Consider the following 16,569-nt stretch of genomic DNA (forward strand, 5'->3'; position numbering starts at 1 on the left):
ATGGGCGGCTTGAGCACCTCCGCGGATCAGCCCTCGGCTTCCGGAACCTCGCCAACTACATCGCCCGATCCCTGCTCGAATCAGGCGGATTCAGACCCGTCCTACACCCTGGTTCGTGAAGAGCCGCTAAATGTCTACGCTACCGGAAACGGCAGTCGCTAGTAGTTGGTGCGAATGATAACAACCAGCTTACAAATCTAGCAACTCGGTCCTCCGGTGCACCAAAATCAAATTTCTATTACCAGCAGTTTTTGTTGCTCTGCGCTCACCCAAAATATAAAAAAGGACTGATAAACGACGAAGAATGCCTAATCGAGGATTCGTTCAAGCGGGAGAACTCGCTGGAGACGGACAAGCTCCGGTGCAGTAACCAGGCAACCTGCAAGCTGTAGCTTTGTGGCATGAGCTCCGAAGAACGCCGCGCGGCCATTTACCTGCGCATCTCCCAGGACCGCGAGAACACACGACTCGGCGTAGACCGGCACCGCGAAGACGCCGAAGCGCTCATCGCAGCCCGAAGGTGGATCTCCGCGGGCATCTACGAAGACAATGACCTCTCCGGCAAGGGCCACAAGAAACGTCCCGCCTTCGAACGGCTCCTCGAAGACATTGGGGCGGGCCTCATCGACGTCGTTGTCGCCCAGGAGTGGCCTCGTCTGGAACGCAACCGGATAGACGGCGTTCGAATCATCGAGGCGGCACAACGTGGCCATGTCCTGCTGACCTTCGCTAAGGGGTCGGACATTGACTGCACGACCGCGGCTGGCAGGCTGAGCGCCGACATGTTCTCGGCTATCGCCCGCAACGAAATCGAAGTCAAGGCCGAACGGCAATCACGGGCACAACGCCAGCGCGCCGAGCAAGGAAGACCTCCGAAGGGTGTACGTCCGCTCGGCTACGCCAGCAACGGTGACGTGATCAAAGATGAGGCGGAGGCTGTTGAGAGAATCTACATAGCGTTCTCCTCAGGGGCGTCGCTGCGGGCTATCGCCGCGGCACTGTCCGGCGGTGAAGGAAAGGACCTTCCCAAGATGCCCAATCTCCCGCGGCACAACCGAACCCTGATGATCGAGCGCAACGCACGCCGCTCCGAAGAAGACCTCGAGCCACGCCTCGTCCCGACCGACAGTCCCTGGGTATCGTCGACCGTTCTGGGCATTCTAAGGAACCCGCGCTATGCCGGTTACAGTACATACACGCCGAAGGAGGTGCTCACCAATGGCGACCGGCGGCGATCGTGGCGGGCTCAGATCTTGCGTGACGAGCACGGCGAACCGGTCCTCGGCAGATGGGATCGGATCGTAAGTCTCGACGTATGGGAGGCAGTACAGGACCGGCTCGACGACCCGGCGCGTATCACGAACCGGGCAGGGACCGACAGGAAGCACCTTGGCTCAGGCCTCTACCGGTGCGGGGTGTGTGACAAGCCCGTGAAGGCACAAGGGCTGCGGTACCGGTGTGAAGGCCATGTCTTGCGGTCACGGGCGCAGATCGATGATTTCGTTGTGGAGACTGTCCGGAGACGGCTCCAACTGCCGGATCTTTACGATCTTCTTCCTTCCGCAGATGAGCCGCGGATGCGAGAGATCAAAGGGGAGATCGACGACCGCCGAGCCAGGCTTCACAGAGCGCAGCGCGATTACGATGACGAACTTATCGAGGGCCTCGACCTCAAGCGCATCCGGGACCGTGAGAACGCTGCAATCGATACCTTGGAAGTGGACCGCCTACGACTTTCGTTGGGGATGGCGCACAACAGCGTGCTGGAAGCTAGGGACCCACTGACTGCATTCGACGGAGGCGATCTAGCTATACGTCGGCAGACTATCGAGATCCTCTGTGAGGTGCATCTCTTGCCGCATCCACGGGGGATCAAAGTATTCAATCCCGATTCGCTAACCGTCACCTGGCGACAACCGACGACCTAGTGCAAGACAAACCGACTTTCAGCAATTGATTTAATGTGTCGCCAACAAGCGCTTTAGTGTCACTTGTCTGACCACCCGGTCAGATACACCCGACGGAACCACGGGGATGGGATCCCTCCGTCGAGATAGTTCCCACGCTCCAGGCGAGTGCGATCACCAGCGCATAATGAGCCTGCGAGTCAACTCTGGTGAGGTCGGATCGGCCGAAAGCGATCCTGGCAGGATAGAGCGCGGTAGCGTCCTGCGAGAGGTACAGGTGTTCACTCCTCATGAGAGGAGCGGGCCCGTGCCTGCCACCCCCCTTGCTCTCCCTCCTTGCCATTCCCTGCAACAAGCTATTGAACCGGACCGCGAAGGACGCTCACCCTCTACTCCCCCAGTTCGTTTGTCCCTGAGCGACGCTGCTGAACGCGGATATGGCGGGTACTCAACCCTCCGCAAAAAGATCTCTTCCGGTGAGCTTCCCGCAGAGCGCGTCGGACGACGCTATCTGATCCTCGAGACCGATCTTGAGGCCCTGCTCGCGCCCGTTGTAGGCCGTCCCACCGAGCACGCCTCCGTCAGCGCGGCGATCGACCGGATTGTTGCTTCTGCCCCGCGGCTCTCGAAGGAACAGCGTGAGCGCCTCGCTACTCTCCTCGGCGGAGGTGCAGCATGAACGCCCCAGTGCCTGCAGGTTGGTCGAGCCACGAGATCAAAGACGGCGGCGGCCGCTTCCAGGTACTCGTGCGGCGCACCCCACGCAGGGGCTCCTTCGCCGCACACCTGCCTCCGAAGATTGCAGCTCTTTCCGCTCAGAACCGCTCAATTGCTCCGGGTAGTTTGAAAGTGCCCGGAGCAATCGAGCGCACGGGAGCGGATGACTTCCGCAGAATTCCAGGATTTTCATCACGGGGTCATAAGCCCCCTATGGGCCCCCCGAGCTACGGTGCTCTGACCCCGTCGCCCCCTCAGCGTCTTGCAGGGGTTGTGCCGGGGACCCCGATCTCTTTTGGCGACCTGACATCGGTGCGTGCCATGGGCACCGAACGCGCCGGGATCGTCCTCGGGTTCGACACCGAGTTCACGACCACCTCCTTCGGCACGCGCGTCATCGACTCGTACCAGTTTGCAGTGCCAGAGATCTTCAATCCCGCCCTCATGGTCGAGGTTGTAATCTTGCCTCTCGATGAACACCGCATCAGCCTCCACACGGCTTTGTGGGAGGTCGTGGTTGCCGCCCGCCTCTGGCACTCCTCGCTCGTACCCGATGGTGTCGACGATCGCGGGGTGCGCCGCGACATGGTGCTCGATCAGCCTCCCACCAGAGCGGCCAGGGATGCCGCCATGGCCTGGTCTGCGGATACCCGTAACTGGGAAGCTCGTGCAGCGGCTCTGGCGCCGTGGCGGGTTCCGATCGTGCTCGCGACCCACTACGGCTCGGCCGACCTCACTGCCTTTCGCGGTGGCGCGTACGTTACAGACCATCTCACCCGGCTGACCTCGGCTGCCGGAGGTCTGGTAACGCTCCTTCCATTCCGCCTCCAGCAGGGCGACGGCGAGGGCGACTGGTGGCGGGTGCTGTCCGTAACCGTCCGCGACACCATGGGCCAGACCCCTGCAGGGAAGAAGAGCCTGACAGTGATCGGTCCCGCATGCGACAACCCCAAGCTAGAGGTCCCAGACGGGTGGATCTCCAACATGACTGGCTACCGAGCCGCCCACCTAGGTGATTTCCTCGAGTACGGCATTAACGACGCCGTCATCGTCGTCGAGTACCTTGCACGACTTTGGGGCGATGGTGTTATCCCTCCGATCACCTTAAGCGGTGGGGCCGCCGCTTCCCTCGTCTCGTCGGGGTTGGACTACTTCGGTGTTCGATCTCCTAAATACTTCCGGCTAACTTTCGCCGGAATCGTTCAAGACGACGGCGTTGAGGTCGTTGATGAAGATGATCAGCTGAGCTTCTACGGCAAACGATTCCGTCGCCCGGTTGACGGTGCAGCCGACCAACTAATGTCTGCTTTCGCCAAGGCGTACCACGGCGGTCTCAATGCGTGCAGTGCGCCGGGCTACTACCCCCACCCGACCGTTGACATTGACGCACAGAATGCTTACCCAACCGCAATGGCGCTCGTCCATGACCTTGATTGGGAAGCCGGTGTCATCGACGCCGTCGTGAACAAGCGCCCGCTGACCCTCGCGGACGTGCCGGAGCCGATAACTCCGATCGTCGCTTTCGTGTCCTTCATCTTCCCCCCGGGTGTTGCTTTTCCAACCTTGCCGATCGTCGCCGACAACACGCTCATCTACCCGCAGACAAGCGAGGGAACCGCCGGCACGTGGGCATGCGGTCCCGAGCTGTGGCTCGCACTCACGCTCGGTGCCGAGGTCTTCTGCCAAATCGGGTACACCGCGGTGACTCTCACCCGGCCGGACGGAACTCCTTCCCGGGTCCTGCGGTACGGAGTGAAGCAGCTCATCGACGACCGCAACACCGCCAAGCACCTCTTCGGTGACAAGTCCATCGAAGAACAGACCCTTAAAACAGCGGCGAGCTCCGTCTACGGCAAGACCGCTCAAGACGTCGCTGAGCAGCGCGCATGGAACGCCCATGAACAACAGATGGACAGTGTCGGAGGGTCGGCGATTACCAGCCCTTACCACGCGGCCACGTCGACGAGTCTCGTCCGGGCGCAGTTGCTCGCGACGATGAACCAGATCACCGAGCGCAGTGGCCATGTCTACAGCGTGACAACCGACGGGTTCATTACGGGCATGCCCCTCGACGACGTCAATGACCTCGACTTGTACGGGCTGGCTGAGCACCTTCGGGAAGCTCGTACAGCCCTGACCGGTAACCCGGCGGTCTGGGAAGCCAAGCACACCCAGGACGACCTGGTGAACTTCACGACGCGCGGAAACGTCTCGCTCTCTCCTGGTGGGGTCTGCGCCCATAACGGAATCAAGCGGCCCGCGGGCATCGAGGAGGACAGCCCCGAGGACCGGGAGCACCTGCTGACCCTGGTCATCACTCGTACCGGCCGGGTCGACAACGAGTACAAGCGGTTTCCCAGTTTCAGCGACCTTTCGCGTAAAGACAACCGGAAGGACTTCCTGCCGTCATGGGTCATCGCACCCCGCTCCATGGACTTCGACCTCAAACGTCGCCCTGTCATGAGTTCGATGACTGCCGAACTGGTCCCCCTGCCCGACGGTTCCCGTCACGAGATGGCCACGTTCACCACCGAGCCGTGGGACACCGTCGAAGAGAGCCTGCGTGCTCGTGAGATAGCCCGTGAGATGTCGAAGGCCGGTGGATGCCTGCGAACCGTCGATGAATGGAGGGCGTGGCATCTCAAGTACACGCACGGCAAGGGCCGGCGGATCGTCACACCTCAACGCGCCGTACTCCTGAGCATCGTCATGGCGCACCGCCAACGCATCGTCAGCATTCCCGCATTGACCGACCGATCGTCGACTATCGCCGACAAGATCGCTTGGTTGGCGACGTGGGGACTGGGGACGGTCTCGGAGGGTGACTGGAAGAACGCCCGCCGACCAGAACGCATCTCTCAGATGCTCCCCTTGGACTCCCTCGATCCTTATCTCCACCGAATGCTCGCGATGCCCGTTGGAATCACCCCCGGCGATGCTGACCGCTTGCCTTACTAACAAAGACCCGGACCACCACAGTGTGGTCGCCGTCATTGCGGGATCGGCTCCGCACACCATCTGCAACAAAGGATCATTACTATGTCGAACACGATCATGGCCAGCCTCGATGCGGAGATCGCGAAGGCCAAGAAGCAGGCCGCGGCCCGTATCGCCAAGCTGAAGCGGGATGCCGCTGCCGAACAGGAAAAGATCGATGCGAAGGTCATCGAGCTGCTCTGCGAGCAGGAGCCCGCCTTGTATGAAGGTCTTACTCGACAGGCGGTGGGCGCTCTGGCTGCTGGTAAGGCTGCGGGCTCGAAGAATGTCCGCCGCGCCGCCCCGCTAGAGTCGTCAGGGCCGACGAGCATCAACGACGCTCGTGGGGCGTTTGTGGAGGAAGCACGATGAACGCCCAGTTCGATGCTTCCTTCCGGGGGATCGAAGGGGGCGTCGCCCCCTCGCAAGCAGCACCGGAAGACACGAGCGCCAGCGAAGTGTCTGACGGGGCTACTGCTTGCCACTCTTACGTACAGATGGAACAGCACCCCGACACCCCAAGCAACGCTGGTCGGGGTGCTGTGGACGCTGTGCGTAAGAGTGACGTCGCGAAGCGGCGTACGGGTCGAGCGAAGCTTGACGTGGACTTCGGCCACACTACTCTTCCGGCGGTGCGCGCCCGCGCGTACCGCCTCGGGCTTCAGCCCGGAGTGTGGGTGAAGGCCGTTGTCCGGGACGCGCTTCATGCATCGCGGGCGGACGAGCTGGATGCTGCCGTTGCTGCAGCCCTCATCAATGGCGAGCAGCGAGCTCAGGTATCAGCGGACGTTCGAGAACTGGCGACACAGATCCGTCCCCTGGCGATCAACGTCAATGATCTCGACCGTCGCGCTCGTGCGGGTGAGGCTGTGTCTCTCGACGCCGACCTGCCCGAGCTGCTTGCCCTTCTCCGCGATGTCCGCGGGCTGCTCGGTGATCGGAGGGCTACGTGAGTACGACGCACTACAGCCCGAGCAACAGTGCTGCCGACACCGAGTGGTACGTCAGAGGGAAAGACAACGCACGAGGTGTGGCGATCACCTGTGACGTTCCTGGTCCACCAGGTGCCTTCGCGGCCCGGGCACGTGCTCTGACGCAGAACACCCGTCGCGAGGTCGAGGTCCTGCACTACCGGCAGTCGTTCAGCGACGAGGAGTTCGACCCGAAGCATCCCGACCATGTGCAGCGCGTCAACGACCTCGGGTATCTGCTTGCCAAGAAGATGCACCCCAACTCGGACGTTCTCGTCGTCACGCACGTCGACGGCCGTGGTGGGAAGGCGCATAACCACATCATCGTGATCAATCACGACAATGCCACCGGCAAGGCTCTGTCGCAGTACCGGACGTTCCATGACCGGAAGGCAGGCAACCAGCGCGGCGTGCAGTCCGTCAACGACGAGCTGATGCTCGAGCACGGACTCTCGGTGGTCAAGCGTGTCGAGCATCAGCCGAAGGACTGGGAACTCCGTCGGGAGGACTTCGATCAACGCTCGCTCGACCGCCAGATGGGCGACCGGATGATGGCCGCGCTCGGAGATCCCCGCTCGACGAGCAAGGCGGCGCTCACCGCGGTACTCGACGAGCAGAATCACCTGCCCGGTGATGATGGGTTGCCGCTGCCAAGAATGCGGTTGCACACCTCGGTCGCCAGGAAGGGCAAGCGCGCCGGGCAAGAAACCTGGACGCTCTACATCGAAGACCGACGCGGTGAGACCGGCCGAGCCGAGCGCCGCAAGCGTACATCGGTGCTCTCGGCCGACTTCACTCCGGAGGGCGCACAAGCGTTCTTCGACTACCACCAGCAGAACCAGATCCAGAAGGAGCAGGACAATGAGCGCAGCGCTCGAACGGCTGAGGCAGCACGACGCGCAGCAGGTGCCGCCCGCGGAACAGACCGAGACGATCATGGAAGTGTTGACCTCGATCCTCGCCGCCGTCGAAGCGCAGACCAGGCGTCTCGCGGGACTGGCGGAGCGCCAGGAGAAACTCGCCTCGTACGTGAAGACCATGGACGAGGAGTCGAGCGAGCAGATCGAGGGTCTGGAGCAGCGACTCCGGCAGTCGATCACGTCGGTATCCGTGCCTACGCGCAACGACTCCTCGATGAGCGAGAGCGTGAAGAGCGAGCTGCACGAGATCGGGCGGACGCTGAAGTCGCTCGCCAGCGTGATCGACGGAAAGCAGATCGCCGGCGCCGTCTCGTCGCTGATGTTCGCGAGGACGCAGATCGAGAGGACGACGGCCTGGAACTCTGACCAAGCGAACAACTTCGCCAGGAAGTACCAGCAGACGCTCAACGCTGGGGGCAAAGCAATCCAAGCGATGGCCGACCAAGCTGTAATAGCCGTCAAGGAAGCATCCACGTCGGCGGCCAGCGCGGCCTCCCAGCAGATCGAGGCCACTACCCAACGCGTCGACGCCGCCGGTAAGAGCGCAGCACGGACCATCGAGACAGCCGAGCGCCTGCAGAAGTCCTTGGGGTGGGGCGCAGCGGCTCACATGAGCCTTGTTCTGCTCCCCGTGGTCGTGGTGCTGCTCATGGGCGTGCAGACTGTCTGGGCTCTCGTGGTCGGCATCCAGTGGGCGCTGGCTCAGGACTGGGAGCTCTGGATGGACATTACCGCCGGGATCGGTCTCGCGGGCCTCGTCACCGGTGCGGGATTCGCATTGTGGCGACTGTCTGTCTGGGTGAAGGCAGCGCTCGATCGAGCCGTGATGCGATCAGGGAGGAATCGGCGATGAAGTACGGCTACACGCGCACGAGCACGAAGGACAAGCAGGACGACGACCTCCAGCGCCGGGCCCTGGTCCACGCAGGGGTCGCCGAGGGCGCAATCTTCTCAGACCAGGTTTCCGGTTCCAGGGAAGCCAAGACTCGCTCGGGATGGTCGAACCTCGATGATCGGCTCTGTGAGGGCGATGAGCTCGTCGTATGGCGCATCGACCGGATCGGGCGTTCCATGATCGCCGTCGTCACGACGGTGAAGGACCTCCTTCACCGGGGAATCGAGGTGAGATCCCTATCCGATGGCATCGACCCGTCAACCCGTGAGGGCCGTCTGATGCTCAACCTCATGGCGACCTTCGCCGAGTACGAACGAGAGCTCATCCAGGAGCGTGTCCAGGCCGGCGTCAATGCAGCCAGGGCCCGGGGCGTGAAGTTTGGACGCCCTACCCCGGATGCAGAGAAGGTCGCCCTGAACCTGCGGACGGTCAAGCATCTCATCGAGTCCGAGGGACTCGGGGTCGTCGATGCCACGAGAACCGTCGGATGGTCGAAGGCGACCTACTACCGGCACCGGTCGGCCGCCGGAGTCTCTTAAATCCCACCCTGAGGTCGGGACTTCTGAGACAACATTCCGAGACCCGTTCATCGGCGCTACGCCGGTGAACGGGTCTCGTCTCGTTAAGGAGATGGTTGTTGCGCCTCCGCGCGCCGCGTTTCGAGCCAGACCGCTTAGGTTCACCGAGAACGACAACCTTAGATGGAAAGCGCTGATACCGTCAGCGAACTGGCGCTCCCTGAGAGTCCTGGCACAAAGAACACGGGCAGGCACGCCGTAGTGTGAGTGCTCCCCCCCCCCCCTCGCCATGAGCAGAAAGCGTCACGTCAACGTGGCCGCGTCCCTCGATGCCCCCGAAAGCGAGTTACCTGCACCAGTGCTGTGTTCTACTCGCCGTTCTGGGTACCGCGCCTCGCGGCGTCCGAGTCCGTGCCCGATGTACCCGTCGTCCTGACGGTCCGTAGCGAAACTATGCCGTCGCACAGATCACCTAGCATCAGAACTGCCAAAATTTTATTGTGAGGGAGTTCAAGCCCCTGCCTGTCGTACTCGTTCCGACCGAGTCATGCCCGCCTCCCTTCACACCGCCGACGCTGACCGGTCACCTCAAGTTGTTATGATTACCTCTCGCCAGTACCCCCTCACCGATACGGATGCGCCTTCCCCCATGAGCTCTCGCGCCGAGGATTTTCAGGCGATCACGGCGAGCATCGCCTCGCACGCCACCACCACGAGAGACCATGCGATCGTGGCCCTGGGAGACTCGCTTGCTCTGCTTGAGCGACTACCCGACGCGTCGGTATCGCTGATACTGACTGACCCGCCGTACCACTCCACAAAGAAGGACAACATCTACGGCGACCGATCCTTCATTGAGGATGAGCACTTTCTTGAGTGGATGGAGAAATTTGCTGTTCAGTGGAAGCGCATCCTCAAGCCAAACGGGACCGCATACGTGTTTTGTTCTGCGCAAATGTCAGCGCGACTCGAAGTGATGATGTCGCAATACTTGCGTCCCCTGAACCACATCACGTGGACAAAACCGAACGCGCCCGGCTATGACGGGTGGAAGGGCAAGATGAATAAAGAGGCGCTTCGTCGGTGGTATCCCCACTCCGAGCGAATCCTCGTATTCGAGCACGGAACGTACGGTGCGGCTACTGCCAGCCGGCGCTCTCCAATGGGGCAATACCTTATGGAAACTCGCAAGAGGGCCGGGATGTCGGGCCATCGCCTAACTGAGCTTACTGGCGCGTACGGAAAGGTCAACCATGGTGGTGCGGTCGCGAATTGGGAAGCGGGTAGGAATATCCCAAGTAGGAATCAGTACAAGAAGATGGTCGATGCGCTTGAGGCGACCGGAAAAATTGGGAAGATGCTCGCCTACGAGGACATCATCCGCCCGATGGACGTACATGGAGGTGTCGAGTTCACTGACGTCTGGGACTTCATGAGCGTCCGACCGTTCAAGGGCAAGCACCCCGCGGAGAAACCATTAGACATGCTACGACACGTGGTCTCGGCGTCGAGCTACCCCGGTGACATCGTCCTGGATTGCTTCGCGGGGTCTGGATCCACTGGAGTAGCCGCCCTCCAATTGGGCCGCCGAGCGGTCTGCATCGACATTGAAGAGCAGTGGACCGATCGCATGAGTCGAGACCTGCGCCATATAGTCGAACTGGAGAGTAGCGGGGATCCTGCCCGTCCAGCAAATAGTCGGGGCAGGAACGCCAACCAGTTACATTTCGACAGTCTTTTCGATTAAAGCCTTTCTCTTTTCAAGCTCCTTCCAACTGTGACCGTTATTGTCAACAACGCGCTTCATCCACTCAAGGGTCGGAATGATTCCAGCGTCCTTAACAACGATGTTGCAGAAGTGGTGCCCCCAAGACAAGTTGTAAGGCCTGTGCTGTAGCTTCCCAATCCGTAACTCATCTATGTGGAACAAGCTGAGTTCGGTGACAGTCAAGTCGTAAACCGCTCGACCCTCGGCTTGTTCCTCGCGTTTCAAAAATCCAGCAGCCGAGATCTTGTCGAGGCACAGCGGGCAAATAGTATTTCCGTTGTCGTCGATCATTCTAGCCTCGCGTAGCCTACTAAGGTCTAGGAGCCCAGCAGCCACCGCATTAGCCAATTGAACATTCCTACGGTGCGTTGCACCCGCCTCTGTCATTCCCTCACTTGACATGACTTTGACGGAGTCGTGGGACATCCAGATTAGGCACTCTAACTGAAGGCGGGCAGCGCCGATCATCTCACTCGACGCATACTCGTATACACGAATTCCGGCACCACGAATACTTGTCTCGTCGAACCCATGCACAACGGCCCTGCCATTACTTAGGGCCGTGGTCGAATGAATGCGAGAAAATAACACTCCTCCTAACGGAGCGATTCTGCTGGTGGCTGCAGTGAACGTCATACCGTTCGGGAGCGTGCTATCTATGGCAGGGGCGAATCTCACTAAGTCGCTTCGTTTCAGGAAGAGTAGTAGAGCGTTCGTGCCGAGCCGGAGTCCTTGCTGATTTAGTAATTCGTCAGGGTCTGTGGCTGTGAAATACCAGGACGGCTCGACAAGAACAATGAAACCGTTCTCATAGGTCTGGCCCGGCCCATATGGTGCCTTACATTGCTCCCAAAAGGCATGGGGGATCAAAACTGTGCTGTTGCGGGAGACTCTGTTTTGATAAATCTCTCGGACGCTAGCGCCGCGGGTCTGCCCAGTTTTATACAACTTCCTCTCGAGAAGTGGAGGTAATTTTTCTACCCTGTTTCGAGCTGTAATTTGAGACACGTGTCCAACCTACCGGACGGCTTGCGGTTAGGACTGACGACTCACGTTGCCAGGCGTGCACAGACTGAGCCTAACCTCCCCTCGGCCGGATTTCGCCCTTCTCGGCGGCGGCGTTCGAGACGCGCCCTGGGCGCGCAATCAACCGGCTCTTCGGACATCCGGTGGGGGTGAAGGTGTGAGACTCGCCGGTTGAGGTGTGGCGTGAAGGGGTCGAGGTCCCCGAGGATCAGAAGCGCTAACCACCTGATCCGACCACGAGGACCTCGACGTGTCTCACCCTACTTCGGGGTGCGCTCCCGCGCGCTCTGCTACCTGTCTGTGCCCCCGCTGCGACCTGCTGGTCGGTCTCGACGGCGTCCACGTCGAGCAAGTCGAGCGTGATGACGGACTGCTGACGGTGATCGTCTCGACGCCGCCGCGGTTGATGGGCTGCCCGGGGTGCGGTGTCGTCGCTGTCGGTCGTGGCCGGCGCCGGCGGGCCCTGCATGACGTCCCCGGCGTGAGTCGGGTACGGGTGATCTGGAGGCAACGTATCTGGCGATGCGCCGATACCGACTGCGAGAAGGGGGCGTTCATCGAACAGCTCCCATCTCTGGTCCCGGCGCGCGGTTCGATCACCACACGCGCGGTCACCTGGGCGATCGGACAACTCCGCCGGGAACATGCCACGATCGCCGGTCTCGCCCGACAGCTGGGGACCTCATGGAAGACGGTGTGGCGTGCGGTCGTGCAGTGTCGATCTCGCGCGGTAGTAGAGCGGATAATTTTGGTAGTAGTCGGTATTGGGCTCCGTGTGCCCCGTGTGCCCCGTGTGCCCCGGGATCATAGGGAGACGGTGCCTCGGTCGGGCTCGGTGCGCCTAGGGTCCCCAATGAGACTGAGAAGTCCAATGCGCCGTCTTAAAACCCAGTCTGACATGGGAAGACGAAGGAGCCAGGCGTCTAGACGCCTGGCTCCTTCTACCTTTCCTTCGGTGGAGGCACGGGGACTCGAACCCCGAACCCCCTGCGTGCAAAGCAATAGCGAACGAGCCTACGGCTCGCGGGCCGGCGCCCTCACTTCTTACCCTGGCTCGCAGACGTTATTCCATGACGGAACTCCACTACGTCGCCATCGGACATGACGTACTCCTTGCCCTCGATTCGGACCTTGCCGCGGCTCTTCGCCTCGCCCATCGAGCCAGCGTCGATCAGGTCCTCGAAGGACACCACCTCGGCCTTGATGAAACCGCGCTGGAAGTCGGAGTGGATGACGCCGGCGGCCTCGGGCGCGGTCGCCCCCTTCTTCACCGTCCATGCACGGCTCTCCTTCGGGCCGGCCGTCAAATACGTCTGCAGACCGAGGGTGTGGAAACCCACGTGGGCCAGCTGGTCAAGACCCGACTGCTCCTGACCGCTCATCTCGAGCATCTCCCGGGCCTCGGCCTCGTCGAGCTCCACGAGATCCGCTTCGAGCTTGGCGTCGAGGAAGATGGCATCGGCCGGTGCCACGAGCGCGCGCAGCTCCTCCTGACGCTCCGGGTTGCCGAGCACGGCGTCGTCCACGTTGAACACGTAGATGAAGGGCTTGGCGGTCAGCAGACTGAGCTCGCGCAGGTGCTCCATCTCCAGCTTGTCGCTGGCCACCGAGGAGAAGATCGTGTCGCCGCGCTCCAGCACCGACTGGGCTGCCTGCATCGCGGCCAGCTGCGCGGCGTCACGCTTCTTGATCTTCACTTCCTTTTCCACGCGCGGGATGGCTTTCTCCAGCGTCTGCAGATCGGCGAGGATCAGCTCGGTGTTGATGGTCTCCATGTCGGAGCGCGGATCAACCTTGCCGTCCACGTGGATCACGTCGGGATCGTCGAATACGCGGATCACCTGGGCGATCGCCTCGGCTTCCCGGATGTTGGCGAGGAACTGGTTGCCAAGCCCTTCCCCCTCGGACGCGCCCTTGACGATGCCAGCGATGTCCACGAAGGACACGGTGGCCGGCAGGATCTGCTTGGACCCGAAGACCTCGGCGAGCTGCGCGAGGCGGGGATCGGGCAGATTGACCACGCCGACATTCGGCTCGATCGTGGCGAACGGATAGTTCGCCGCCAGCACGTTGTTGCGCGTCAGCGCGTTGAAAAGGGTTGATTTGCCGACGTTGGGCAGTCCGACGATGCCGATAGTAAGAGCCACGGGAGACAAGTCTACCGGGCACCCGCGAGGCCACCGGGAAGGTGTCGGTACCGCTGATTGTCGGCGGTTCCTGCGACAGTGTGGGCATGAGCACCACGGCCGTCCTCCTCGTCATCCTCGCCTTCATTCTTGGCTGCGCCCTCGGGGCCGCGCTGGTGTGGCGCTCCCTCCGCACGCGCAGCACGGACCTACGCTCCGAGCTCGACGACGCCACGGCGTACCTGGGGCGGGCGACGACGGAACTGGCTGCAGCTGCCGCGCAGCGCGACCTGCTGCAGCAGCACAACCGCGAGCTGACCGGGAAGACCTCGACAGAGAACGACGTGCTGCGCGCCCTCGCGCCGGTGGCCGAGAAGCTCACCCAGGTGCAGCGGCAGGTGGGCCTGCTCGAGCGCGACCGCGTGGAGCAGTACGGGCAGCTGTCCCAGCAGCTCGACGAGGCCCGGCTGTCCGACGCGCGACTGCTCTCCACCACGCACGCCCTCGCCGGTGCCCTGCGCAGCAACAGCGCACGCGGCCAGTGGGGCGAGGTACAGCTGCGGCGCGTGGTGGAAGCGGCCGGCATGCTCTCCCGCGTCGACTTCCTGGAGCAGGTCTCCTTCGCCGCGACGGACGACGCCGACAGCGCCCGGCCCGACATGGTGGTCCAGCTCCCGGGCGACAAGCAGCTCGTCATAGACGCGAAAGTCCCCCTGAGCGCGTTCCTCGCAGCCCAGGAACTGACGCGGACGGGGGACGGTGCGGACGCCCCGCACGGGGCCACGTCCGATCAGGGCCTGGAGGCGCAGCGCGCGGAGCTGCTGAAGCAGCACGGCAAGGCCCTGCGCGCACACATCGACGCCCTGGCCCGCAAGAAGTACTGGGAGGGCGCCACCAACTCCCCCGAACTGGTTATCTGCTTCATCCCGGTCGAGTCCATCCTCTCGGAGGCACTGCGTGCCGATCCCGAACTGCTCGACTACGCCTTCTCCCGCAGCGTGGCACTGGCCTCGCCGGTCTCGCTGCTGGGCATCCTCAAGGGAGCCGCGTTCAGCTGGCGGCAGGCCGTCCTGACAGACAATGCACGCGAACTCTTCGATCTCTCCAAGCAGCTGTACGAGCGCCTGGGCACCATGGGCGGGCACGTGACCAAACTCGGATCGTCGCTGAAGACCTCCGTGGAGCGCTACAACTCCTTCGTCGGGGCCCTGGAATCGAGGGTGCTGCCGACAGCGCGGCGCATCGGGGCGTTCGACTCCGCATCCCTCGACGTGGTCGACGCCGCAGCCGACGGGGCGCTGCCGGGAACCGCGGGCGCCGACGTCAGCGCGATCGGCACGGCTCGCGCCCAGCGGGCCGGGGCTCCGGGCGCTGCCGCGGAGCCGTCGGGTTCGGTCGACGCGACGCCGCGCTCGCTCACCGCGCACGAGCTGCTCGACGGCACCGCGGGCTAGCGCAGGGCGCCTCCGATAGTCCGTCTCCGATGGAAGGAGAGGGCATGGATCGACGGCGCGGGCAATGCCCGGTTACCGCCGAGCAGGAGACAGCAACTGCCTCCCGCCGACACCCCTGAGTTCGAGAAGCCGACATCAGGTGAAGCACGCATGATCCTCTGCGGACCACCTCGCGAGCCTCAGTTCAGCGAACCGCGGTCCTGCAGCTGCCCGCGGCCGCCGCGTCCCTGCGACGGATCTCCCATGGCCTTCAGCGCGGCGCGGATCTCCTTGGGCAGCGAGAAGATGATGTCCTCCTGCGCCGTCACCACTTCCTCGACATCCCCGTAGCCGTACTCCGCGAGGAGCCGCAGGACGTCCTGCACCAGATTCTCCGGCACGGAGGCACCCGAGGAGATGCCGATCGTGGCGACGCCCTCGAACCAGGACTCGTCCACCTCGTTCGCGAAGTCGACGCGGTGCGCGGCCTTCGCCCCGTACTCCAGGGCCACCTCGACGAGGCGCACGGAGTTGGAGGAGTTCGCCGACCCCACCACGATCACCAGGTCCGACTCGGGAGAGATCTTCTTGATCGCGGCCTGGCGATTGGACGTGGCGTAGCAGATGTCGTCGCTCGGCGGATCCTGCAGTGTGGGGAACCGCTCCCTGAGCAGATTCACCGTCAGCATGGTCTCGTCGACGCTGAGTGTGGTCTGCGACAGCCAGATGAGCCGCTCGGGATCGCGCACCTGGACCTTGTCGACGTCCTCGGGGCCGTTGACGATCTGGATGTGCTCCGGGGCCTCACCCGCGGTTCCCTCGACCTCCTCGTGGCCCTCGTGGCCGATCAGAAGGATGTCGAAGTCGTCGCGCGCGAACCGCTGCGCCTCCTTGTGCACCTTGGTGACGAGGGGGCAGGTGGCGTCGATGGTGCGCAGACCGCGGTCCTCTGCGGACTGCACGACGGCGGGTGAGACACCGTGGGCGGAGAAGACCACGAGCGCGCCCGGGGGCACCTCGTCGGTCTCGTCGACGAAGATGGCGCCCTGGGCCTCGAGGGTGGAGACGACGTGGAGATTGTGCACGATCTGCTTGCGCACGTAGACCGGGGGCCCGTAGTGCTCCAGGGCCTTCTCGACGGCGATCACAGCACGATCGACGCCGGCGCAGTAGCCGCGGGGTGCCGCCAGCAGGATCCGCTTGTTCCCGGTGACCGGCGCGGCTGACAGCACGTCCTCGGGAGTGCGGCGGCGGCGCGGAATGGTGGGCATGGGGACCTGAACGGTGGTACTGGTCATGAGACCGATCCTAC

Annotated in this window: 13 protein-coding genes and 1 pseudogene; 11 read left to right on the forward strand and 3 right to left on the reverse strand. The window is 62.7% G+C overall.

Going from position 1 to position 16,569, the window contains the following annotated elements:
• Positions 1 to 401 precede the first annotated feature (401 nt).
• The 9 genes and pseudogenes from FQ377_RS00005 to FQ377_RS00045 all read left to right on the forward strand — a co-directional run bounded on the left by FQ377_RS00005 (position 402) and on the right by FQ377_RS00045 (position 10,651).
• Positions 402 to 1,928, forward strand: coding sequence for a recombinase family protein (locus FQ377_RS00005; RefSeq protein WP_148599224.1), 1,527 nt, complete (start codon positions 402 to 404; stop codon positions 1,926 to 1,928).
• A 385-nt stretch (positions 1,929 to 2,313) separates the two neighbouring features.
• Positions 2,314 to 2,586, forward strand: a complete 273-nt coding sequence (locus FQ377_RS14960) for an excisionase family DNA-binding protein (protein ID WP_222861812.1) — start codon at positions 2,314 to 2,316, stop codon at positions 2,584 to 2,586.
• Between the two features lie 359 nt (positions 2,587 to 2,945).
• On the forward strand, positions 2,946 to 5,582 hold the full coding sequence (locus FQ377_RS14725) for a hypothetical protein (protein WP_187393196.1): 2,637 nt from the start codon (positions 2,946 to 2,948) through the stop codon (positions 5,580 to 5,582).
• An 81-nt stretch (positions 5,583 to 5,663) separates the two neighbouring features.
• Positions 5,664 to 5,972, forward strand: a complete 309-nt coding sequence (locus FQ377_RS00020) for a hypothetical protein (RefSeq protein ID WP_148599226.1) — start codon at positions 5,664 to 5,666, stop codon at positions 5,970 to 5,972.
• Positions 5,969 to 6,553, forward strand: coding sequence for a hypothetical protein (locus FQ377_RS00025; RefSeq protein WP_148599227.1), 585 nt, complete (start codon positions 5,969 to 5,971; stop codon positions 6,551 to 6,553). The genes FQ377_RS00020 and FQ377_RS00025 overlap by 4 nt, the downstream gene beginning before the upstream one ends.
• A gap of 77 nt (positions 6,554 to 6,630) precedes the next feature.
• Positions 6,631 to 7,011 (forward strand): annotated as a pseudogene (locus FQ377_RS15050) (relaxase/mobilization nuclease domain-containing protein); the annotation flags it as partial.
• Positions 7,012 to 7,432: 421 nt separating this feature from the next.
• Positions 7,433 to 8,344 carry a hypothetical protein gene (locus FQ377_RS15055; protein ID WP_262364279.1) on the forward strand — a complete coding sequence of 304 codons (912 nt, stop codon included), beginning with the start codon at positions 7,433 to 7,435 and terminating at the stop codon, positions 8,342 to 8,344.
• Positions 8,341 to 8,925 carry a recombinase family protein gene (locus tag FQ377_RS00040; protein WP_148599230.1) on the forward strand — a complete coding sequence of 195 codons (585 nt, stop codon included), beginning with the start codon at positions 8,341 to 8,343 and terminating at the stop codon, positions 8,923 to 8,925. Before FQ377_RS15055 ends, FQ377_RS00040 begins: the two co-directional genes overlap by 4 nt.
• A gap of 628 nt (positions 8,926 to 9,553) precedes the next feature.
• Positions 9,554 to 10,651: a DNA methyltransferase gene (locus FQ377_RS00045; RefSeq protein ID WP_148599231.1), complete on the forward strand. Its 1,098-nt coding sequence runs from the start codon at positions 9,554 to 9,556 to the stop codon at positions 10,649 to 10,651.
• On the opposite strand, the gene FQ377_RS00050 is transcribed toward FQ377_RS00045, so the two are convergent.
• Positions 10,625 to 11,680, reverse strand: coding sequence for a BstXI family restriction endonuclease (locus FQ377_RS00050; protein WP_222861813.1), 1,056 nt, complete (start codon positions 11,678 to 11,680; stop codon positions 10,625 to 10,627). The two genes, FQ377_RS00045 and FQ377_RS00050, sit on opposite strands and share 27 nt — an antisense overlap.
• 424 nt (positions 11,681 to 12,104) lie before the next feature.
• On the opposite strand from FQ377_RS00050, the gene FQ377_RS15060 reads away from it, so the two are divergent.
• Positions 12,105 to 12,803 carry a helix-turn-helix domain-containing protein gene (locus FQ377_RS15060; RefSeq protein ID WP_262364257.1) on the forward strand — a complete coding sequence of 233 codons (699 nt, stop codon included), beginning with the start codon at positions 12,105 to 12,107 and terminating at the stop codon, positions 12,801 to 12,803.
• Here FQ377_RS15060 and ychF read toward each other — a convergent pair.
• Entirely contained in the window at positions 12,736 to 13,845 is a 1,110-nt protein-coding gene (gene ychF, locus FQ377_RS00060; RefSeq protein ID WP_148599232.1) for a redox-regulated ATPase YchF, read from the reverse strand. The genes FQ377_RS15060 and ychF overlap by 68 nt on opposite strands.
• 86 nt (positions 13,846 to 13,931) lie before the next feature.
• On the opposite strand from ychF, the gene FQ377_RS00065 reads away from it, so the two are divergent.
• Positions 13,932 to 15,278, forward strand: coding sequence for a DNA recombination protein RmuC (locus FQ377_RS00065; RefSeq protein ID WP_148599233.1), 1,347 nt, complete (start codon positions 13,932 to 13,934; stop codon positions 15,276 to 15,278).
• 179 nt (positions 15,279 to 15,457) lie between these two features.
• Here the strand turns inward: FQ377_RS00065 and FQ377_RS00070 are convergent, their stop codons facing one another.
• Positions 15,458 to 16,555 carry a 4-hydroxy-3-methylbut-2-enyl diphosphate reductase gene (locus FQ377_RS00070; protein ID WP_148599234.1) on the reverse strand — a complete coding sequence of 366 codons (1,098 nt, stop codon included), beginning with the start codon at positions 16,553 to 16,555 and terminating at the stop codon, positions 15,458 to 15,460.
• Positions 16,556 to 16,569: the final 14 nt, after the last annotated feature.

Source organism: Arthrobacter echini (assembly GCF_008107445.1).
GTDB lineage: Bacteria > Actinomycetota > Actinomycetes > Actinomycetales > Micrococcaceae > Arthrobacter_D > Arthrobacter_D echini_A.

Excerpts from the sequence above, each read along its gene's own strand:
- FQ377_RS15055 (WP_262364279.1), top strand. The coding sequence starts at position 7,433 with ATGAGCGCAGCGCTCGAACGGCTGAGGCAGCACGACGCGCAGCAGGTG.
- FQ377_RS00005 (WP_148599224.1), top strand. The coding sequence starts at position 402 with ATGAGCTCCGAAGAACGCCGCGCGGCCATTTACCTGCGCATCTCCCAG.
- FQ377_RS14725 (WP_187393196.1), top strand. The coding sequence starts at position 2,946 with ATGGGCACCGAACGCGCCGGGATCGTCCTCGGGTTCGACACCGAGTTC.
- FQ377_RS15060 (WP_262364257.1), top strand. The coding sequence starts at position 12,105 with ATGGGCTGCCCGGGGTGCGGTGTCGTCGCTGTCGGTCGTGGCCGGCGC.
- FQ377_RS00020 (WP_148599226.1), top strand. The coding sequence starts at position 5,664 with ATGTCGAACACGATCATGGCCAGCCTCGATGCGGAGATCGCGAAGGCC.
- FQ377_RS00045 (WP_148599231.1), top strand. The coding sequence starts at position 9,554 with ATGAGCTCTCGCGCCGAGGATTTTCAGGCGATCACGGCGAGCATCGCC.
- FQ377_RS00025 (WP_148599227.1), top strand. The coding sequence starts at position 5,969 with ATGAACGCCCAGTTCGATGCTTCCTTCCGGGGGATCGAAGGGGGCGTC.
- FQ377_RS00040 (WP_148599230.1), top strand. The coding sequence starts at position 8,341 with ATGAAGTACGGCTACACGCGCACGAGCACGAAGGACAAGCAGGACGAC.
- FQ377_RS00070 (WP_148599234.1), bottom strand. The coding sequence starts at position 16,555 with ATGACCAGTACCACCGTTCAGGTCCCCATGCCCACCATTCCGCGCCGC.
- FQ377_RS00065 (WP_148599233.1), top strand. The coding sequence starts at position 13,932 with ATGAGCACCACGGCCGTCCTCCTCGTCATCCTCGCCTTCATTCTTGGC.